13 protein-coding genes, 1 tRNA gene and 1 pseudogene are annotated in these 20,402 nt (G+C 65.2%); 11 read left to right on the top strand and 4 right to left on the bottom strand.

Annotation, left to right across the window (positions count from 1 at the left end):
- Nucleotides 1–6: 6 nt before the first annotated feature.
- Nucleotides 7–2,493 (bottom strand): TonB-dependent receptor, encoded by a 2,487-nt coding sequence (locus tag G7Y85_RS05210; RefSeq protein WP_241696009.1) that lies wholly within the window; start codon nt 2,491–2,493, stop codon nt 7–9.
- A 279-nt stretch (nt 2,494–2,772) separates the two neighbouring features.
- On the opposite strand from G7Y85_RS05210, the gene G7Y85_RS05205 reads away from it, so the two are divergent.
- A complete protein-coding gene (locus G7Y85_RS05205; RefSeq protein ID WP_166252835.1) occupies nt 2,773–4,245 on the top strand; it encodes an AMP-binding protein in 1,473 nt (490 codons plus the stop codon).
- Between the two features lie 134 nt (nt 4,246–4,379).
- A pseudogene (locus G7Y85_RS20610) lies at nt 4,380–5,196 on the top strand (SDR family NAD(P)-dependent oxidoreductase); the annotation flags it as partial.
- Between the two features lie 433 nt (nt 5,197–5,629).
- On the opposite strand, the gene G7Y85_RS05195 reads toward G7Y85_RS20610, so the two are convergent.
- Nucleotides 5,630–5,706, bottom strand: a tRNA-Pro gene (locus tag G7Y85_RS05195).
- 8 nt (nt 5,707–5,714) lie between these two features.
- Nucleotides 5,715–6,683: a polyprenyl synthetase family protein gene (locus G7Y85_RS05190; RefSeq protein ID WP_166252832.1), complete on the bottom strand. Its 969-nt coding sequence runs from the start codon at nt 6,681–6,683 to the stop codon at nt 5,715–5,717.
- A gap of 219 nt (nt 6,684–6,902) precedes the next feature.
- Between G7Y85_RS05190 and rplU the strand changes: the two genes are divergently transcribed.
- The 4 genes from rplU to proB all read left to right on the top strand — a co-directional run bounded on the left by rplU (nt 6,903) and on the right by proB (nt 10,014).
- The gene (gene rplU, locus G7Y85_RS05185) at nt 6,903–7,217 is read left to right on the top strand and encodes a 50S ribosomal protein L21 (protein WP_166252829.1); all 315 of its coding nucleotides are present in this window, start codon (nt 6,903–6,905) and stop codon (nt 7,215–7,217) included.
- Nucleotides 7,218–7,250: 33 nt separating this feature from the next.
- Nucleotides 7,251–7,508 carry a 50S ribosomal protein L27 gene (gene rpmA / locus G7Y85_RS05180; protein WP_166252826.1) on the top strand — a complete coding sequence of 86 codons (258 nt, stop codon included), beginning with the start codon at nt 7,251–7,253 and terminating at the stop codon, nt 7,506–7,508.
- A 129-nt stretch (nt 7,509–7,637) separates the two neighbouring features.
- On the top strand, nt 7,638–8,828 hold the full coding sequence (cgtA, locus tag G7Y85_RS05175; protein WP_166252823.1) for an Obg family GTPase CgtA: 1,191 nt from the start codon (nt 7,638–7,640) through the stop codon (nt 8,826–8,828).
- Between the two features lie 22 nt (nt 8,829–8,850).
- Nucleotides 8,851–10,014 (top strand): glutamate 5-kinase, encoded by a 1,164-nt coding sequence (gene proB / locus G7Y85_RS05170; protein ID WP_166252821.1) that lies wholly within the window; start codon nt 8,851–8,853, stop codon nt 10,012–10,014.
- 39 nt (nt 10,015–10,053) lie between these two features.
- On the opposite strand, the gene G7Y85_RS05165 is transcribed toward proB, so the two are convergent.
- Entirely contained in the window at nt 10,054–12,165 is a 2,112-nt protein-coding gene (locus tag G7Y85_RS05165) for a site-specific recombinase (protein WP_241696008.1), read from the bottom strand.
- A gap of 67 nt (nt 12,166–12,232) precedes the next feature.
- On the opposite strand from G7Y85_RS05165, the gene G7Y85_RS05160 reads away from it, so the two are divergent.
- From G7Y85_RS05160 to G7Y85_RS05140, 5 genes are all read left to right on the top strand, one after another.
- A complete protein-coding gene (locus G7Y85_RS05160) occupies nt 12,233–12,913 on the top strand; it encodes a response regulator transcription factor (protein ID WP_166252818.1) in 681 nt (226 codons plus the stop codon).
- On the top strand, nt 12,900–14,291 hold the full coding sequence (locus G7Y85_RS05155; RefSeq protein ID WP_166252815.1) for a sensor histidine kinase: 1,392 nt from the start codon (nt 12,900–12,902) through the stop codon (nt 14,289–14,291). Before G7Y85_RS05160 ends, G7Y85_RS05155 begins: the two co-directional genes overlap by 14 nt.
- 160 nt (nt 14,292–14,451) lie before the next feature.
- Complete coding sequence (locus G7Y85_RS05150) at nt 14,452–17,652, top strand: efflux RND transporter permease subunit (protein ID WP_166252812.1); 3,201 nt, start codon at nt 14,452–14,454, stop codon at nt 17,650–17,652.
- Nucleotides 17,639–18,850: an efflux RND transporter periplasmic adaptor subunit gene (locus G7Y85_RS05145; protein ID WP_166252809.1), complete on the top strand. Its 1,212-nt coding sequence runs from the start codon at nt 17,639–17,641 to the stop codon at nt 18,848–18,850. The genes G7Y85_RS05150 and G7Y85_RS05145 overlap by 14 nt, the downstream gene beginning before the upstream one ends.
- Entirely contained in the window at nt 18,831–20,342 is a 1,512-nt protein-coding gene (locus G7Y85_RS05140) for an efflux transporter outer membrane subunit (RefSeq protein ID WP_241696007.1), read from the top strand. The genes G7Y85_RS05145 and G7Y85_RS05140 overlap by 20 nt, the downstream gene beginning before the upstream one ends.
- The last annotated feature ends 60 nt before the right edge of the window (nt 20,343–20,402 follow it).

The raw sequence follows: 20,402 nt of genomic DNA, 5'->3' as shown, positions 1-20,402 counted from the left end.
CGAGCATCAAAAATCGACACTCAACCTGAGCGAATAGGTTCGCGGCGCAATCAAGCCGTACGCGTAGAGGTCGCCCAGCGGTACAAGCGGCGTCACGGCCCCGCCGGCGTTCGGGCGAGTTTCGTTGAGTATGTTGCTGACGTTAAGCGCCAATTTCGGATTGAATCGGAACGCATCCGTACCCAGCGTGAGACCTGCATCCAAGGTCCCGTACCCATTGATTTCGACGCTGTGCTGAAGGTCGCTGTAGCCTTGGCCGACATAGGTGTACCCGGTGCTTCCACCAATCACGAATTTGCCGATGGGTCGGAGATATTCGATGGTCGCGTGATATTGCTGCGGCGCCGTTCCCGGCATCTCCTGCCCCGATTCGATCTCCTCGCCGTTTGCCGCCTGGAATGGAGAGGTGATGTGGGCGTCGGTCAGCGCGGCCGTCAGCGCTATGCTCAGTCCGCGGAGTGGCGTATTCCACAGGAGGTTTGCTTCCAGTCCACGACTGATGGCAGATGACACGTTGTCGTTGTAGTTGATGGGGATTCCGGGTGTCGCCTGTGTGATGATCGGGTTCTTGTAATTGATGAAGAACGCCGTGAGATCGGCGTTCAATGTTCGATCCAGCCAACTCGTTCTCAGCCCGATCTCATAATTCCAGAGAGAGTCCGACTTGAAGGTGGGCGGCACGCCATTCGTGGGCGTCGAGGGCACATACTGGATGCCGCCGAAACGGAATCCCTTGGCGATCTGCAGATAGACCGAAACATCTCTCGTGAAGGCGTAGGTCGCGGTCAATTTCGGATTGACGCCGCGTTCCGCTATCTGGTCTCTCGTGTCCGAATTCATGCCATTGTTTTCGGCGCGAAGCAGGATCCCGGTGGCAACGAATCCACCGGCAACCTTCGTCTCGTAAAGACGCGCGCCTGCCGAAAGATCGAGTCGATCCCATAGCTTGTAACTGAGATCGAAGAATAGGGCGCGCTCCGTTGAGGTCACGTCGGAGGTGCCATTGAGCAGCTCCAGATTTTCGGTAAGTTGTGCCAGTGGAATGCCCAGCCGCGCGGCCAGCGTCACAAGTGCGCTGTCGGGTCCCGTCAGCGCCTGATTCAGCGGCGTGTCGATCAAGATATTGAAGTACAGGTGATAGCGGTAGTAGTACCCCCCGACCAGCCACTGGAATGGATCAGAACCGGTCGACTGCAGACGTATCTCTTGCGAGAAGGCTCTCGAGTTTTCCGTGACGGGTGACAGAAAGCCCAGGGCCGGCGGATACCCGATCGGCGGCGCTCCGATGATTGCCGGTGTGGCGTCGATATTGAATATGGAATCCTTGAACAGGTACGAACTCAGCGAGACGACTTTCATGGACTCAAAGTCGTATCCCGCCTCAAAACTGTCCATACCGAATTTGTTGGTGGCCGGCACCTTGAGGACATTGACCGAATTCTCTCTAGGGCCGTCTGCCGAATCGGCCGTGTAGATCGCGTTTGGTGCGTGGAAATCCTGGAAAAGGTGCGTCACCTTGATGGACCAGTCTTCAGGACGCCAAAGGACAATGGCGCGATACTGGTTGCCGCCGCCATGGTCAACGTCTTTTTCGCCCGTTTGCAGATCGTCATAAACGCCCGGGTAGTTTCGCCTGACGTAGCCGACTCGAAGGGCGAGATTGTCCTCGTTCAAGGGAACGTTGGCGGCCGCGCCACTGGTAAAGGCCGCGCTTCCACCGGACGGACTGGTGAATTGCGTAAATGCGCGTGCCTGCCATTCACCGAACACCGGCTCCTGTAGTTCGTAGCGGACTGCACCGGACAGCGCCGCTCCGCCGAACAGGGTCCCTTGAGGCCCCCTCAGCACCTGCACGCCCGCCAGATCGAAGGCACTGAGGTCGGGCACGATGTTCGCGATATACGGGTCGGTAAACGCCGTGTCGCCGATGAACACGCCGACCGGAGACGGTGACGGTGAGGTCGGTCCGGTGTCTGTGCTGATACCGCGCATCGTGAATCGTGTATATCCGGAATTGCCCTGTGTCGCGGTGACCCCTGGAGTCTGCGCGATGAAGTCGATCAGATTCAGCTGGCCATGTTCCTCCAGGCTCTCACCGCTGATTGCCGTAATCGAGGCAGGGATGTCGCGCACCGACTCCGCTCGTTTTGTGGCAGTGACCACAATCTCGGGGATCTGCTGCGCCGAGGCTCCGGTATCAACTTGCCCCACGACCGCTGTGGAAGTGCCAGGCACCGGGATCGTGTCTAGCTGGTCAGACGCGGGCCCTTTCGCTGCAGCAGGCTGTTCATCGGGCTTGTTCGATCGTTCGGGATCAGGACTTTCAGAGACATCGGCAGCCCCTGTCGCCACGGCCCCGCCTTTGGAAGTACCTGCTTCGTCATTCGACGGGCGTCCCTGGGCATGCATCGCCGGGCTGGCGAGCGACACGAACACGCAAGCGACAGCGAGCGCCATTCGGCCAATGCCGCATCTGTTCTTCTGCACAAGCATCCACGTTCTCCCCTGCACTTCGTATTTTCGGGTCTGCTTGTCCAGTCGCCGAACGGCCATCTGCAACTCGCGGCAATGACGCGGCATTCAATCGCGTCACTAACCGATGCATCCCGTGTTCATGATCATACTTAGTGTATGATAATAGTTAGTGTATTATTCATGTCAAGCCATTCTTGCCGAATGGCGGCGCAATTCGATTGCACGGCGCTTGGCAGCGGCGTCTTCCGGAACGAGCGACGACACGAGCAAGATCAACGAACCACTGGGGAGGGCCGCATGGGCAAGGACAAGATGTCGCCCGGTACGAGATTGACGCAGCTCGCGTCTGAACGGCCGGATGCGATCGCACTGATCCTGCAGAAGATGGACGGCAGCGACGAACGGCTGACGTGGATGCAGCTTGAGCGATGGGCAAATCGCCTGGCCCATAGGCTTTCCGAGCGCTCGGCAGGACCGGGGTCATTCATTGCGATTCATCTGCCGAATTGCCTCGAGCATGTGGTAGCGACGCTGGCCGCATACAAGCTTGGGGCCTGCCCCATGCCGATCAGCCATCGCATGCCCGCCACCGAGCGGGATCAGATGCTGGCTTTGTCGACACCGACGGCGGTGATCAGTGACGCGCCGGACCTCGAGGGGATATCCCGCGCTCAGCTCCGCTCGCTGGACAGGTATCCCGACGCCCCGCTGCCAAATGCAATCCCTCAGCCATTCAAGGCGATCGCCTCTGGTGGTTCGACCGGGAAACCCAAATTGATCGTGTCGCCCGGCGCCTTTCACTATGCTGCTGATGACTATCCATTTGCGACGCTTCTCGGAATCGTCGATGGCGATCGGCTGTATTCTCCCGGGCCCCTGTACCACAACCAGGCATTCCTGTTCACTCAGGCGGCTCTTTTCGTAGGCGCCAGCGCGGTCCTGAACGAGAAGTTCGATGCGGAGCAATCACTGTCCGCAATCGTGCGACACCGGCCGAGTGTGCTCAATGTGGTCCCGACCATGATGCTGCGCATGCTGCGGGCGGCCTCCTTCCAGGCAAGCGACCTGCGCAGCCTCCGCAGACTCTGGCACCTGGCAGCGCCATGCCCCGACTGGGTCAAGCGTGCCTGGATCGAACGACTGGGCGCCTCGAAGGTGTACGAACTCTGGGCCTCTACCGAAATCACCGGCATCACGGTCATAAGCGGAGCGGAATGGCTGGAACGCCCTGGCAGCGTTGGCAAGGGATACCACACCGAGATTCGTATCCTCGACGCTCGGCGCTGCCCTGTCCCGCCGATGGAGATTGGAGAAATCTTCACTCGCGCCTGGGGCGGGCCACCCCAGTACCGCTATCTCGGCGCTCCGGAACTGGAGACGGTTGGAACGGACTTCGCCAGCGTTGGCGATCTCGGCTACGTCGACGAGGACGGCTATCTCTACCTGTCGGATCGTCGCGTCGATCTGATCATCTCTGGTGGCGCGAACGTGATACCCGCGGAAGTCGAAGCGATTCTCACGCAGCATCCCGAGGTTCGCGATGCCGTGGTCATTGGCGTGAAGGACGAGGACCTGGGTCGGCGGGTACATGCACTGATCGAGCCCACGTCCGAAGATCGTTGCCCCGGCCAGGACGATCTCGATCGGCACGTCAGAGCGCATCTGGCAAGTTACAAGGTGCCGCGCGGCTACGAATTCCTCACTGCACTTCCCCGGGACGAAGCGGGAAAGATTCGGCGCAGCAAGTTGCGCGACGAGCGTGGCGGCTAAACACCTCAGGAGCCCCCGAGAAAGAGGGCTCCTGTCATCGACGACACTCACCGACGTGCGCGAGACAGCCCCTGATTGCCGGCGGCTCGGTGACAGCACATTCGAATTCATAGTCCGGACAGGGATCAATGGCAGTGGCTGGGAAACTCGACGGGAAGGTTGCCCTGATTACCGGTTCCGGCTACGGCATCGGTCGCGCGACGGCGCTGGAGCTGGCGGCCGAAGGCGCCCGTGTCGTGGTCAACGACCTTGATTCCGGACCAACCGACGATGTCGTGTCCACGATCAAGGCGATGGGCGACGATGCGGTGGTTTTTGCAGGCAGCGTCACTGCCGCCGATTTTGTCGAACGCTATCGCCACGGCCGTGCAGACCTACGGAGGCTTGGACATCGTCGTCAACAACGCCGGCCACAGCTGGGACAACGTGATTCAGAAAATGTCTGGTGAGCAGTGGCATGCCATGCTCGACTCCCATCTGACAGCACCGTTCCGAATTCTGCGCGCTGCGCAGCCGGTGATCCGCAGGCTGGTCAAGGCTGAAGCTGATGACGGTCGACGTGCAGTTCGCAAGATCGTTAACGTTTCGTCGATTGCCGGACTGTTCGGGAATTCTGGACAGACCAACTATTCGGCCGGAAAAGCGGGCATCGTTGGGATGACGATGACACCAGCCAAGGAGTGGGGGCGCCTGAACACGACGGTGAACTGCGTCGCCTTCGGTTTCGTCGAAACCCGGTTGACGGCCGCCAGCGCCGATGAGGGCGCGACGGCGAACATCGAGGACCGCGAGATCGGGACCGGCTTCAGCAAGGAACTCAAGCAGGCCCCGGAACGGAGTCTCCTGCTGGGGCGCGCCGGGACGGCTGATGACGCGGCAGGTTCGGTTCATCTGCTGTGCGCGCCGGAGTCGGACTATGTCAGCGGTCAGACCCTGATGTGCAGCGGTGGTGCTGACCGGCATTTGAATCGGCAGCCCTGCATCTGCGGCGACACGGCGATTCCTGTTCGTGCTCCATCGCCTGCAGGCTGTCAAACGGCGAGCGCCGAAACCCGAGCCGATGACAACTGGCGCACATTCGATCGAGCGGCGAACGACATGCGATCAAACCAAGGCGGCGGTCAAATCAAAAGGTGGAAGGCAGATCACATCATGCGTAATGAACCGCCCCGAGATTCTCGGAGGCCCCTTCATTTGAGAAGATGGAGCCAAGACGCGAGCGTCGAAGTTTTCTCCGGAAGTAATCAGTTTGATGGCTGACGCGCGGAACACGATCGTCCTTATCCGAACCGGACTGCTGGGGAAGGTGGTCTTGCCGCAAATCCACCGACCTGCGTCAATGCGCAGGAAACAAAAAAGCCACTGATTAATCAGTGGCTTATGTTGGTCGGGGCGACAGGATTCGAACCTGCGACCTCTTGCTCCCGAAGCAAGCGCTCTACCAAACTGAGCTACGCCCCGTCAGACGTTCAAGCCGCTCGATTGGTATTGAATCGGGCCAGCTCGATCATCGCTTTCTTGTGTGGTGAGTCGGGAATTTCACCGAGCGATTCGACCGCTTTGAGGCTGTGCCTTTCAGCGAGGGCGCGAGTGTAAGGAATCGCCCCTGTGGATTCAACTGCTTTCATTACGGCTTCAAGCTGGTCGACGCGGCCGTGCGTGATGGCGTCCCGAATCAGGGCGGCTTGCTGTGCGGAGCCGTGCTTCATGGCGTGAATCAGCGGCAGCGTCGGCTTGCCCTCGGCCAGGTCGGTGCCGACGTTCTTGCCGCTGACTTCACTGTCTGCCGTGTAGTCGAGTACATCGTCGACGAGCTGGAACGCCAGGCCGAGATGATGTCCGTAGTCGTGCAGGCGTTGCTGGATCGCATCGCCCTGTTCGGCGGCGAGCGCGCCGAGCCGGCAACCGGCCTCGAACAGGCGCGCGGTCTTCAGTTCGATGACGCGCATGTAACGCGCTTCGTCGGTATCCGGGTCGCCGCAGTTCAGCAGCTGCAGGACTTCGCCTTCGGCGATGGCATTGGTGGCATTGGCCATCACGCTCATCACTTCGGTGCGCCCGGGCTCGACCATCATCTGGAACGCACGCGAGTACAGAAAGTCGCCGGACAACACGGCCCCGGCATTGCCGAACACGGCGTTGGCGGTCTTGCGGCCGCGACGCAGTCCCGACTCGTCGACGACATCGTCGTGCAAGAGCGTCGAGGTGTGTATGAATTCGATCATCGCGGCATGCAGCACCGGTTCGGCGCTGGTGCAGCCGCAGGCGCGCGCGGCCAGCAGCACCAGCGCCGGCCGCAGGCGCTTGCCGCCGGCCGAGGTGATGTAGTGGCCGATCTCGTTGATCAGCGCGACCTCCGACCGGAGCCGGGCATGAATGGTGTCATCCACCTGCCGCATGTCGTCGGCGATGGGGGCGAGGATGGTCTTGAGGTCCATAGGGCGGCGCGATGCTAGGCGGCCGAACGCTTGGCCGTCAACGACTTAGCCGCATTCGCCCGGAATTTGGCGAAACCGCGGCCGCGTCCGACGCAAGCATGCAAATCGGTTGACCTTTCAGGGGGGCGCACCTACAATCACGCGCTTCATTCGGGCCGGGCAGCTTCATCGCTGCGGCTTACAAACATAATTAGATGATTTTCATTTTTGGAGTCAACGATGTACGCCGTAATCAAGACGGGTGGCAAGCAGTACAAGGTTGCCCAGGGTGACACCCTGAAGATCGAAACGCTGGTTGCCGAAGTCGGCAGCATTGTGTCGTTCGAAGAAGTGCTGATGGTGGGCGAAGGCGAGCAGGTCAAGATCGGCGCGCCGCTGGTTGCCGGCAGTGCGGTCAAGGCCGAAGTACTCTCGCACGGCCGTGGCGACAAGATCCGCATCGTCAAGCATCGCCGCCGCAAGCATTATCACAAGGAACAGGGCCATCGGCAGAACTTCACGGAAGTGAAGGTCACCGAAATCCTCGGCGCCTAAAGCGCACGGCCCACCGATTCAGGAGCATCCGAAATGGCACACAAAAAAGCAGGCGGCAGTACTCGTAACGGCCGCGACTCAGAATCCAAGCGCCTTGGCGTGAAGAAGTTCGGCGGCGAAGCGGTTGTCGCCGGCAACATCATCATCCGCCAGCGTGGCACCAAATATCACGCCGGTGTCGGCGCCGGCGTCGGCAAGGATCACACGATCTTCGCCCTCACCGAAGGCAAGGTGCAATTCCGCACCCGTGGCCCGGCCGGCAAGCTTCACGTCGACATCGTTCCGGCCTGAACGCCCGCATCCAAGCGCAAAAGAGCCCCGGAAACGGGGCTTTTTTGTGCGTTACCGTATGTACATCCTGTACAAACCGGCGCCATCCTCGGCCCCGGCGATCAAAGCAAGCACGACGCATACACCGCCATGAAGTTCGTTGACGAAGCCACGATCCGCGTTGAAGGCGGCAAAGGCGGCAATGGCTGCATCAGCTTCCTGCGCCTGAAATACATGCCGTTCGGTGGCCCGGACGGCGGCGATGGCGGTGATGGCGGCAGCGTCTGGGCGATCGCCGACGCCAACCTCAATACACTCGCCGACTTCCGCTACACGCGCCTGTTCAAGGCGCCGAGCGGCATCAACGGCCAGGGCTCGAACTGCACCGGCGCCGCCGGCGAGGACATCGAGATCCGCGTGCCGCCCGGCACCCGCATCTTCGACGCCGGCACCGAGGAGCTGATCGGCGAGCTGACGCGTGAAGGCCAGCGCGTGAAGGTCGCACAGGGCGGCCATCGCGGACTCGGCAATCCGCACTTCAAGTCATCCGTCAATCGCACACCGTACAAGGCCACCAAAGGCTCGCCGGGCGACATCCGCGAGCTGCGACTGGAGTTGTCGCTGATGGCCGATGTCGGCCTGCTCGGCATGCCGAACGCCGGCAAGTCGACGCTGCTCGCCTCGGTTTCCGCAGCGCGCCCGAAGATCGCCGACTATCCGTTCACGACGCTGTACCCGCAGCCGGGCGTGGTTGCCGCCGGCCCCGGCCGCTCGTTCGTGATGGTCGACATTCCGGGCCTGATCGAAGGCGCCGCGGAAGGTGCCGGACTGGGCATCCGCTTCCTCAAGCATCTGCAGCGCACGCGCCTGATGCTGCACCTGATCGATATCCTGCCGCCGGACGGTTCGGACATCGTCGCCAACATCAAGACCATCAATGCCGAGCTGAAGGCGTTCAGCGACGAACTCGCCGCGCGCGATCAGTGGCTGGTGTTCAACAAGATCGACGTCATGCCCGAAGACGAATGGCAGGCGCTGGTCAAACAGACGCTGAAGAAGCTGCGCTGGAAGGGTCGCTGGTTCGCGATCTCGGCTGCGTCGCACGCCGGCTGCGATGAAATCGTCGAAGCCGCCATGCAGTGGGTCGAAGCGCGCACATCGAGTACCGCCGCGCCGCAGGCATCCGCTGAAATCGAAGCGGCACCGGCACCCGCCCGGCGCAAGCGCGCGATACCGAAACGCAATCTCAAGGAAGAGGTTCCCAACAAGGACCTCGGCCGCACCAATACCCGCAGCACGCGCGCGCGTCGCAATGCGCCGCCGAAGCGCCCGCTCGACTGAGCGCTCCAACCCTCCCGACACGATGACGGCCTCCCCTGCTCCGCTTGCCGCGAACGCCCGCGCCAGGCTCGCCAACACCCGCCGCTGGGTGATCAAGGTCGGCAGTTCCCTGGTCACGGCCAAGGGCCAGGGTCTCGATCACGAGGCGATCCGCGACTGGTGTACGCAGATTGCGGCGCTGCGCGCGAGCGGCAAGCAGATCGTCCTCGTGTCGTCCGGTGCGGTCGCCGAAGGCATGGCGCGGCTGGGCCTGAAGAAGCGTCCCGGCGCCCTGCACGAACTGCAGGCGATGGCGGCGGTCGGCCAGATGGGCCTGGTGCGTGCCTACGAGTCGGAGTTCAACACGCACGGCATCAAGGCAGCGCAGATCCTGCTGACCCACGACGACGTCGCCGATCGCGACCGCTACCTGAACGCGCGCGGCACGCTCAACGCGCTGCTCGAATTCGGCGTGGTGCCGGTCGTCAACGAGAACGACACGGTGGCCACCGACGAAATCCGGCTCGGCGACAACGATACGCTCGGCGCACTGACCGTCAATCTCACCGAAGCCGATCTGCTGATCCTGCTGACCGATCAGGATGGTCTGTACGAGGCCGATCCGCGCCTCGTGCCCGATGCGCAGCTGGTGAGCGAGGCAGCGCTGACCGACACGCGTCTCGCCGGCATGGCCGGCGACAGCAAGGGCGTGCTCGGCCGCGGCGGCATGCGCACCAAGCTCAACGCCGCGCACACCGCGGCGCGCTCCGGCGCCGCCACCATCATTGCCCACGGTCGCCGGCCGGACGCACTGATGCAGATTGCGCGCGGCGAGACGATCGGCACGCTGCTGACGCCGGCGCTGGGCGTGATGACCGCGCGCAAGCGCTGGATCGCCGGCCAGCTGCAGCTGCGCGGCAAGCTGCACCTCGACGAGGGTGCGGCGCGCGTGTTGCGCGAGCAGGGCCGCAGCCTGCTGCCGGTCGGCGTGGTCCGGGTCGAGGGTGATTTCTCGCATGGCGATCTGGTGGCGCTGATCGACCCCAGCGGCGTCGAGATCGGCCGCGGACTCTGCAATTACGACGCCGACGAAGCCGCCAGGATCATGGGCGCGAAGCGCGACGAGCTGGCGGCACGCCTCGGCCACGTCGGCGAACCCGAGATCGTGCATCGCGACAACCTGGTCGTCGGCCCGACGCATCGCTGATCGGCGGTCGCGCGCCGCAGCAGCAGTGCCGCCTGCGGCCTATTGCGGCGTGTCGGCAGGCGGATCGCGCGGCGGCCAGAAGTAGTGCTGCGGGCGGCGCAGGAAACGCCGACCGAGTTCGAACAGCAGCGCACGCGTATCGGTGAAATGGATGCGTTGCGCCCGCAGCGCCACCGACAGCGCCAGCGTGAAGCTGACCCCGAGATTGAGGAGCCCGATCACCGCCACGCCGGCACAGAGCCGCGCGATCTCGCCTCCGCTCAAGCCACCGTCCAGCGTGACGATCGCGTAGGCGCAGTTCGCCGACACGAAGGTGACGTGCAGGCTGCCGAGCGGCACCCCGAGCACGCGACCCAGCGCCGCGGTGGTGCCGAGCATGATGCCGAACGCGATGCTGCCGACCAGACCGCCGAGATTCAGATCGATGTAGGTCGCCAGACGCTCGATGCCGCGCCGGCCGAGCAGCGCGCGCAACCAGCGCAGCTGCCTGAGTCTTTGCGGGACACGGTCGTACGCGGCCTTGTTGTCGTAGAAGCCGGAGATCAGGCCGGTCAGGAACAGCCAGATGCCGGTGATCGCAGCCCAGGCCCAGACGCGCGGATCGAGCGGATCGGCGTCTTCGAGCAGATGCCGGGCCTTGGCCTCGCCGACGTAGTAGTGCCCGGTCTGCGCGTACATCAGATCGGCGATCAGCAACGCGACCGGCACGACGATCAGCAGGTTGCCGGCGATCGCGACGAACTGGCTGCGGAAGGTGCGCACGACGATTTCCGCCAGTGCCTCGATGCGGCGCCTGGCGCCGGCTTCCTCGATGCTCCGCGCAAAGCGGTGTGCGGTCACTGCCGGCTGCTTGGTTGCCAGCGAGAAATGGCAGACGTACATCAGCACGAACGCGGCGGCGTAGTTGAGGCTGTAGACCACCGCCTCGCCGAACGGCGCACGCGCCTCGCCCGACAGCGCCAGCTTGATGAACGCCGCGACGACGACCACGAAGCCGGCACCGAGCGCCGAGTTCAGCAGACCGAAGTACTCGCTGCGCGTGGTCGTGATGTACTGCTCGCCGGTCTTGCTGGCGTTCTCGATCACGCGCGAGCTGAGCAGGTCGGCGGTCTGCGACCACAGCTCGCGAATGCTGTGCCGGCGGTTTTCGGCTCGCACCAGCGCCTTGAGAAACTGCACGCGCACACCGTTCAGCTCGTGTGTCGGCCGGTCTTCCAGCAGTGCCAGCAACACGCGCAAACGCTCGATCTTCTGTTCGATGCGCACCAGCAGCACGGTCAGGCTGACGCTGGCACCGGTCTGTGCGGCCTGCTTGCGGACCTTGTCGATGATCTTCCTGCACTGGTCGAGCAGCATCAGCAGCTGCTTGTCGTCGAGCGCGACTGCGCGCTTCTCCGCGGCCGCCGCGCGCCGTTCGGCAATGAAGGCATGCACCTCGACGTTCTGCATCAGGAACGGCGACTCGTAACGTTCGATCGCCGGATAGCTGCGCACGAACTCCGGCTCCAGGCCGATCGATGCGATGCGATAGGAGACGACCTGCAGGGCATCGAGAATCTGCAGCGACATCACCGCCTGCTCGCCGGGCGCCGCCGGCAGGCGCGCGGCCGAGAAGTCGAGCGCGTCGAGCAGCGCCACCCAGACGTCGTCGGCGACCGCGCCGACCCAGACATGATCGGTGTCGCGATCGAAAAGGCGCGCGAGGCAATCGCGCAGTTCGTCACCGCGCCACTCTTCCGGCAGCAGGCGTTCGCCGAGGCGCCGACGCAGACCGGCGAAGAAGCTCTCCTGGGCCAGGACGCCGGATTCGGTGAACAGGCGCAGCGGCTGCTTGCTGCCCAGCAGCCAGACCAGCGCGTCGCGCAGGCTGGCGCGCACCGCCGGGTCTTCGCGCACGCGCTCGGTCAGCCGCTGCAGCTGCGTCTGCGCCGGCTCGGCCAGCCGTGGGCGCGCCGGCCGCAGGGCATCGACCAGCGCCGCCAGCGCGTCGAGGCGCTGCGTCTCGTCGGCCGCGGCGATCCGCGCCAGTGCGGCGTCGAGCGCGCGCGCCTGGCGCTCGGCCGGCGGCATCCGTCGCAGACGCGGCAGCAAGCTGCGTGCGGCGCCGTCGGCGGAACCGGAAGCTGCGTTGTCGTTCGGCGGGCTCGGCATCGAATGCTTTGGGAAACCGCGTGGCATGGAGTAAGGTCTCGGCCGGTTCTCGCGGCCTGAAGGTGCCATGACCAGGGTTCTGACGATCGAAGACGACGAGGTCACGGCTCGGGAGATTATTGCCGAACTCGAGCAGCATGGAATCGAGGTCGACTGGGTAGACAACGGCCGCGACGGTCTGGTCAAGGCGATCGGCCCCGGTTACGACGCGATCACGCTCGATCGCATGCTGCCCGGCGTCGACGGTCTGGCGATCGTCACCACCATGCGTCAGGTCGGCGTCGAAACCCCGGTCCTGATGATCAGCGCGCTGTCCGACATCGACGAGCGCGTGCGCGGCCTGCGCGCCGGCGGCGACGACTACATGACCAAGCCCTTCGCGCCCGACGAGATGGCGGCGCGTGTCGAAGTGCTGTTGCGCCGCAGCCGCGGCGGCGCGGTGCCGCTGACCGAGTTGCGCGTCGCCGATCTCGAACTGGACCTGATGACGCGCAACGCGCGCCGCAGCGGTCGCGACCTCGAACTGCTGCCGACCGAGTTCCGCCTGCTCGAGTTTATGATGCGCAATTCCGGGCAGGTGCTGACGCGCATGATGATCTTCGAGGCGGTCTGGGGCTTTCATTTCGATCCCGGTACCAACCTGATCGACGTGCACATCGGTCGCCTGCGCAAGAAAGTCGATCCGGCCGGCGTCACGCCGCTGATCCGCACCGTGCGCGGCTCGGGGTATCGCCTTGGCGACGCCTGACTCGCCGCTGCACGGCCGCTGGCGCTCGTCGACGACGCGCCTGCTGCTGATCTATGGCGCGCTGTTCGTGGTCTGGGGGACGGTGTTGATCGGCGTCATCAACCTCGAAACGCAACGCTATCTGTCACAGGTTGTCGACCAGATTCTCGAACAGCGCGCGCATTACCTCGCCAGTATCGATCGCAGCCAGTTGCCGGCGGCTATGGCGACGACGAGTGCGCTCGATCTGCAAGGCGTGATGGCGTTCGGCGTGTTCGCCGCCGACGGCCGGCACCTGGCCGGCAATCTCGCCGAACTGCCGGCGCATCTGCAGGCGGACGGTCATGTGCACCTGCTCGCGCATGGCGTGCAGCGCCTCGATCAGGTACGCGTGCAGCGTGCACGCGCACTGGCGCTGCGCCTCGGCAGCGGCGAGCTGCTGGTGCTGGCGCGGGCCACCAGCGTCGTCGACCAGGTCGGCGTGATCCTGCGCCAGAGCCTGCTCTGGGCGCTGTCGCTGACGCTGATTCCCGGCCTGATCGGCGGCTACCTGCTGAGCCGCGGGCCCCTGCGCCGCGTGCGCGCCCTGGAAGCGGCGGTGCAGCCGATCATGCGCGGCGATCTCGGCCGCCGCCTGCCGCTGTCCGGGCGACGCGACGAACTCGATCTGCTGGCCTCGATCGTCAATGCCATGCTCGCCGAACTCGAACGTTCGATGAGCGAGGTCAAGGGCGTTTGCGACAACATCGCGCACGACCTGCGCACGCCGCTGACGCGCCTGCGCGCGCAGCTGCACCGCCTGCAGCAGCACGCGCCGATCGACGCCGATCGCGGCGCCCTGGTCGAGCATTGCATCGCCGACGTCGACTCCCTGCTCAGCCGCTTCGCCGCGCTGCTGCGGATCTCGGAGATGGAAGACCGGCGCCGGCGCGCCGGCTTCGGCAGCGTCGATCTCGGTGCGATGCTGCGCGAGATCCACGAGCTGTTCGCCCCGCTGGCCGAAGACAAGAACGTGCGGCTCGAACTGCAGCTCGAAGCCGTGCCGGCGATCGACGCCGACCGCGAACTGCTGTTCGAGGCGATCAGCAATCTGGTCAGCAATGCGATCAAGTTCACGCCGGACGGCGGCATCGTGCAGCTGCGCGCGCGCACCGACGCCCATGGCGCGCGGCTGTGCGTACTCGACAACGGACCGGGCATTCCGGCCGGCGAGCGCGATGCCGTGCTGCAGCGCTTCTATCGCAGCGAAGGCACCCGCCAGCTGCCGGGATCGGGACTCGGGCTGTCGATCGTGTCGGCGATCGTGCGCCTGCACGGGTTCCGCCTCGACATCGGCACCGGCGAACACGGCGGCGCGCGCGTCACCCTGCACTGCCAGCCGCCGGCGATCGGCAACTGAGCCGCAGCCCGCGCGCGGCGCTGGCGGACGGCGTCATCGGCGGGAAAGCGGCGCGCGCCAGGGCTCATGACTTTTCTTTCATGAAGCGGACAGCCTCGCGCCACCTGCGGGCAGCGATACTGCGCGGCCTCCGCTCCCCGCCGCTCCCCCGGAAAACGCCATGCAGGGCCTGGTCAGAATCGCGCTCGCGCGGCCGTACACTTTCGTCGTTCTCGCGCTGCTGCTGCTGATCATCGGGCCGCTGGCCTATCTGCGCACGCCGACCGACATCTTTCCGGCGATCAGGATTCCGGTGATCGCCGTCGCCTGGCAGTACAGCGGCCTGCCGCCGGACCAGATGGCCGAGCGCATCACCACCGCCTACGAGCGCGTGCTGACAACCACGGTCAACGACATCGAGCACATCGAATCGAGTTCGCTGGTCGGCTTCGGCATCGTCAAGATCTTCTTCCAGCCCGGCGTCGACATCGCCACCGCCAACGCGCAGGTCACGGCGATCTCGCAGACCATCGTCCGGCAGTTTCCCGCCGGCACGACGCCGCCGCTGATCCTCAACTACAGCGCCTCGACCGTGCCGATCATCCAGCTGGCGCTGTCCGGCCCCGGCTTCTCCGAACAGAACCTCGGCGATCTCGGCCTCAATCTGGTGCGCACGCAGCTGGTCACCGTGCCCGGTGCCGCCGTGCCCTATCCGTTCGGCGGCAAGACGCGACAGATCTCGATCGACATCGACAACAGCAAACTGCAGGCGCGGGGCCTGGGTCCGCAGGACATCTCCAATGCGCTGGCAGCGCAGAACGTGATCCTGCCGGTCGGCACGCAGAAGATCGGCAGTACCGACTACAGCATCCGCCTCAACAACGCGCCGCTGAAGTTCGAGGACCTCAACGATCTGCCGATCAAGGCCGTCAACGGCACCAACGTCACCATGCGCGACGTCGGTTTCGTGCACGACGGCAACGCCACGCAGACCAATATCGTCCACGTCAACAACAACCGCTCGGTGCTGCTGACCGTGTTCAAGATCGGCGCGACCTCGACGCTGGCGATCGTCGACGGCGTCAAGGAACGTGTCAAACAGCTCAAGGAGCTGGTGCCGGACGGACTGAAGATCGATCTGATCGGCGACCAGTCGGTGTTCGTGCGCGGCGCCGTCAACGGCGTGCTGCACGAGGGCATCCTCGCCGCATCGCTGACCAGCCTGATGATCCTGCTGTTCCTCGGCAGCTGGCGCTCGACCGTGATCATCGCCGTCTCGATTCCGCTGTCGGTGCTCGGCGCGATCACCATCCTCTCGCTGCTCGGCGAGACGCTGAACATCATGACGCTCGGCGGCCTGGCGCTGGCGGTCGGCATCCTCGTCGACGACGCGACCGTGACGATCGAGAACATCAACTGGCATCTCGAGCAGGGCAAGGACGTCGAGACCGCGATCCTCGACGGCGCGCAGCAGATCGTCACGCCGGCGTTCGTGTCGCTGCTGTGCATCTGCATCGTGTTCGTGCCGATGTTCTTCCTCGACGGCGTCGCGCGTTTCCTGTTCGTGCCGATGGCCGAGGCCGTGATGTTCGCGATGGTCTGCTCGTTCATCCTCTCGCGCACGCTGGTGCCGACGATGGCCAAGTACCTGCTCAGGCCGCACGCACCTCATACCGACGTGCATGGCAACGATGCCGCGCTGCCGCCATCGCGCAATCCGCTGGTGCGCTTCCAGCGCGGTTTCGAGGCGCGCTTCGAGCGCGTGCGGGCCGGCTATCACGACCTGCTCGATCTGGCGCTGCACCACCGCGGCGTGTTCGTGCCGGCGTTCCTGGCGTTCGTCGCGCTGTCGTTCCTGCTGCTGCCGTTTCTCGGCCGCAACTTCTTCCCGTCGGTCGACTCCGGGCAGATGCTGATCCACGCGCGCGTGCCGGTCGGCACGCGGCTCGAGGAGACCTCGCAGCGCTTCGCGCACATCGAAGATGCGATCCGCCGCGTCATTCCGGCCCGTGAACTGGCGGCGCTCGCAGACAACATCGGCGTGCCGGTATCGAGCATCAACAACACCTACAACAACACCGGCACCATCGGCCCGCAGGACGGCGACATCCAGATCGCCCTGAGCGAGGACCATCATCCGACCGCCGATTACGTGCGCACGCTGCGCGAGCAGCTGCCGCTCGAATTTCCCGGCGTGCAGTTCTCGTTCCTGCCGGCGGACATCGTCAGCCAGATTCTCAACTTCGGCTCGCCGGCGCCGATCGACGTGCAGATCCGCGGCCCCAGGCTCGACGCCGACTACGACTACGCCAGGCAGCTGTTGAGCCGGATCCGTTTCGTGAAAGGCGTCGCCGACGCGCGCATCCAGCAGTCGCAGCGCTATCCGGACCTGCAGCTGAACATGGATCGCGCGCGCGCCGAGCAGCTCGGCGTGACCGCGCACAATGTCACCGACAGCATGCTGATCTCGCTGGTCGGCACCAGTCAGGTGTCGCCGACCTTCTGGCTCAACCCGACCAACAGCGTGTCGTACCCGATCGTCGCGCAGGTGCCGCAATACCGTCTGCAGACGCTGTCCGATCTGCAGAGCCTGCCGGTATCGTCATCGAACGGCGGCACACAGATCCTCGGCAGCGTCGCCAGCATCTCGCGCGGCATGAGCGATGCCGTCGTCACGCATCGCGACATCATGGCGGTCGTCGATATTTACGCAACGCCGCAGGATCGCGATCTCGGCGCGGTCGCCGCGGATATCCGCGACATCGTCGATGCCGCCGCCGGGGATGCTCCGAAGGCCACGACCGTCACCCTGCGCGGTCAGGTGCAGACCATGAACAGCGCGTTCTCCGGCCTGCTGTTCGGTCTGCTCGGCGCCATCGTGCTGATCTACTTCCTGATCGTCGTCAATTTCCAGTCCTGGGCCGATCCATTCGTCATCATCACCGCGCTGCCGGCGGCGATCGCCGGCATCGTCTGGATGCTGTTCACGACGCACACGACGCTGTCGGTGCCGGCGCTGACCGGCGCGATCATGTGCATGGGCGTGTCGACCGCCAACTCGATTCTCGTCATCAGCTTCGCGCGCGAGCGGCTCGAAGCGACCGGCGACGCGGTGCAGGCCGCGCTCGACGCCGGCTTCACGCGCTTCCGGCCGGTGCTGATGACCGCGCTGGCGATGATCATCGGCATGGCGCCGATGGCCTTCGGTCTCGGCGAAGGCGGCGAACAGAACGCGCCGCTCGGGCGTGCCGTGATCGGCGGCCTGCTGTTCGCCACCGTCGCCACGCTGATCTTCGTGCCCGTCGTGTTCAGCATCGTCCACGCGCGCTACGGCCGCAAACCTTCCTCCGCGCCTGCGGGAGTTCCCCATGTCGCCCACTAAACCACCTGCCACCACCGCCCGCCCCGTGCCGCGCAGCCTGCGCACCAGCGGCATCGTCATCGCCGTCGTGCTGGTCGCGATCGTCGCGATCGGCCTCACGCAACGCGCACGCAGCAGCAGCCAGCTGCGCGACTGGACCGATGCCAACGCGCTGCCGGTGGTCGCGACCGTGCAACCGCAGGCGCTCGGCGAGAGCGATGCGCTGCAACTGCCGGGCCGACTCGAGGCCTACGCCAGCGCGCCGATCTACGCCCGCACCAGCGGTTATCTGAAAGACTGGAAGGTCGACATCGGCGCGCACGTGAAGGCCGGCCAGTTGCTCGCCGAAATCGAAACGCCGGACGTCGACCAGCAGCTCGCGCAGGCACGGGCCGACTTCGCCAAGGCGAAGGCCGACGCCGATCTCGCGCGCAGCACGGCGACGCGCTGGCAGGCGATGCTCGGCAGCGATGCCGTGTCGAAGCAGGAAGTCGACGAAAAAGTCGGAGACGCCGCCGCCAAGCAGGCCGCCGAAGCGGCCGCGCGCGCCAACGTCGATCGTCTCGCGGCGACGCAGGGCTTCCAGCGCATCGTCGCGCCGTTCGACGGCGTCGTGACTTCGCGCTCGACCGATGTCGGCGCACTGATCAGTGCCGGCGGCGGCAGCGGCCCGGAACTGTTCACGGTTGCCGACACGCACAAGCTGCGTGTCTACGTGCAGGTGCCGCAAAGCTACATCGCAAGCATCCGGATCGGACAGACCGCGACAATGACCGTGCCGGAATATCCGGGCCGGGAATTCAGCGCGAAGATCGAAAGCACGGCGCAGGCCATCAGTGCCGCCAGCGGCGGCACGCTGGTGCAGCTGGCGGTCGACAACACCGATGGCGATCTGCTGCCCGGCGGTTATGCCGATGTCAGCCTGGCTTTACCCGGCGACGCCAAGGGCGCGTCGGTGCCGGCCAGTTGCCTGATCTTCGACGGCAGCGGCATGCACGTTGCCCTGCTCGGTGCCGACAACAAGGTGAAGATGACGCCGGTCGACATCACCCGCGACCTCGGCAAGACCGTCGAAGTGGCCGGCCTGCAGAGCAGCAATCGCATCATCGACAGCCCGCCGGACTCGCTGCGCGACGGTGACGCCGTGCGGCTCGCCGACAAGCCCGCGGTGGCCCCGAACGCTGCGCCCGGAAAAAGCGATGCGAACCGGAAAGCTTGAGCGGCGCGCGATGCCGGCTACGCCCGGCTGGACAGCGGCCCTCGCCGGCCTGGGCGCGATCGCGCTGAGCGCCTGCTCGTTTGCACCGAAGTACACGGTCCCCGACGTGCCGATCGCAGGGCGGTATCAGGCCGGCGCCGGCGGCGACGCAGGCGCCGGCTGGACGCCGGCCTCGCCGGCCGATCGTCTGGCACGCGGCAACTGGTGGACGCTGTACGGCGACGATCAACTCGACGCGCTGGCCGCGCGTGTCGAAACCGGCAGCCCCGATCTCGCGGCCGCGCTCGCGCATTACGAACAGGCCGCGGCCTATCGCGACCAGACCCGCGCCGCGTACTTTCCGAACCTCTCGCTCGGCGGCACCGTCGAGCGTGAACGCGCTTCCGCCATGCAGCCGCCGTCCGGACGCAGCGAGAAATATTTCGACAGCAACTCGCTGGGCCTGAGCGCCGCCTACGAACTCGATCTCTGGGGCCGCGTCCGCAACAGCGTGCGCGCCGGCAACGCCGGACTGGCCGCCGCCGCCGCCGATCTGGAATCGGCGCGCCTCAGCCTGCAGGCCGAGCTGGTCGACGACTACGTGCAGCTGCGCCGCTACGACAGCGAAACGCAGTTGTTGCAGGACACCGTCGTCGCCTACGACAAGGCCTTGCAACTGACGCAGACCCGCCACGATGGCGGCATCGCGTCCGGCCTCGATGTCGCCCGTGCGCGCACCCAGCTGCAGACTGCCCGCGCGCAGGTATCGACGACCGCGGCGCAACGCACGCTGCTCGAGCACGCGATCGCCGTGCTGATCGGCGAGTCGCCGTCGAGCTTCACGATCGCAGCCGATACGACGCCGCTGGCGCTGCCGACGATTCCGCTGGAACTGCCGGCGACCCTGCTGCAGCGTCGTCCGGACATCGCCGCCGCCGAGCGCCGTACCGCTGCCGCCAACGCCACCGTCGGCGTCGCGCGCGCGGCCTGGTTTCCATCGCTGAACCTGAGCGCCAGCGCCGGCTATTCGAGCTTCGACAACAGCGACTGGTTCAAGGCCTCGAACCTGTTCTGGGCCGTCGGCCCCAGCCTCGCGCTCGACCTGTTCAACGGCGGGTTGCGCGCAGCGCAAGTCCGCCAGGCACGCGCCGCACTCGACGAAGCCGGCGCGGACTATCGCGCCGTCGCCCTGCAGGCCTTCTCGCAGGTCGAAGACAATCTCACCGTGCTGGCCCGCTATCGCGACGCCGCCGCCGACCAGACCCTCGCCGTCGACGCCGCGCAGCAGGCGCTCGACTATGCGATGACCCGCTACCGCGAAGGCGCCGTCAACTACCTCGACGTCACCGTCGCCCAGACCGCCGCCCTGCAGACCCGCCGCGATCAACTCGCCCTGCAAACCGGCCGCCTGCGCGCCAGCGTCGCCCTGATCCGGGCACTTGGTGGCGGATGGTCGGAAGGCGATCGACCGGTGATGGCGGAAGCGATGCCGGAATCCGACGCGTCGCGTTAGTCGGCGGGGCCGAAATGTCTGCATGAGTTGGTTTACCGGCGACGACGGGCTCGCATCGCT

The sequence above is a fragment of the Solimonas terrae genome, assembly GCF_011067135.1.
GTDB lineage: Bacteria > Pseudomonadota > Gammaproteobacteria > Nevskiales > Nevskiaceae > Solimonas > Solimonas terrae.
Note: the sequence above shows the minus strand (reverse complement) of the source record. Positions and strands in the feature narration are given on the sequence as shown.

Bases quoted from the DNA above. Each gene is read 5' to 3' on its own strand.
- G7Y85_RS05210 (WP_241696009.1), bottom strand. From the start codon at position 2,493: ATGCTTGTGCAGAAGAACAGATGCGGCATTGGCCGAATGGCGCTCGCT.
- G7Y85_RS05205 (WP_166252835.1), top strand. From the start codon at position 2,773: ATGGGCAAGGACAAGATGTCGCCCGGTACGAGATTGACGCAGCTCGCG.
- G7Y85_RS05190 (WP_166252832.1), bottom strand. From the start codon at position 6,683: ATGGACCTCAAGACCATCCTCGCCCCCATCGCCGACGACATGCGGCAG.
- rplU (WP_166252829.1), top strand. From the start codon at position 6,903: ATGTACGCCGTAATCAAGACGGGTGGCAAGCAGTACAAGGTTGCCCAG.
- rpmA (WP_166252826.1), top strand. From the start codon at position 7,251: ATGGCACACAAAAAAGCAGGCGGCAGTACTCGTAACGGCCGCGACTCA.
- cgtA (WP_166252823.1), top strand. From the start codon at position 7,638: ATGAAGTTCGTTGACGAAGCCACGATCCGCGTTGAAGGCGGCAAAGGC.
- proB (WP_166252821.1), top strand. From the start codon at position 8,851: ATGACGGCCTCCCCTGCTCCGCTTGCCGCGAACGCCCGCGCCAGGCTC.
- G7Y85_RS05165 (WP_241696008.1), bottom strand. From the start codon at position 12,165: ATGCCGAGCCCGCCGAACGACAACGCAGCTTCCGGTTCCGCCGACGGC.
- G7Y85_RS05160 (WP_166252818.1), top strand. From the start codon at position 12,233: ATGACCAGGGTTCTGACGATCGAAGACGACGAGGTCACGGCTCGGGAG.
- G7Y85_RS05150 (WP_166252812.1), top strand. From the start codon at position 14,452: ATGCAGGGCCTGGTCAGAATCGCGCTCGCGCGGCCGTACACTTTCGTC.
- G7Y85_RS05145 (WP_166252809.1), top strand. From the start codon at position 17,639: ATGTCGCCCACTAAACCACCTGCCACCACCGCCCGCCCCGTGCCGCGC.
- G7Y85_RS05140 (WP_241696007.1), top strand. From the start codon at position 18,831: ATGCGAACCGGAAAGCTTGAGCGGCGCGCGATGCCGGCTACGCCCGGC.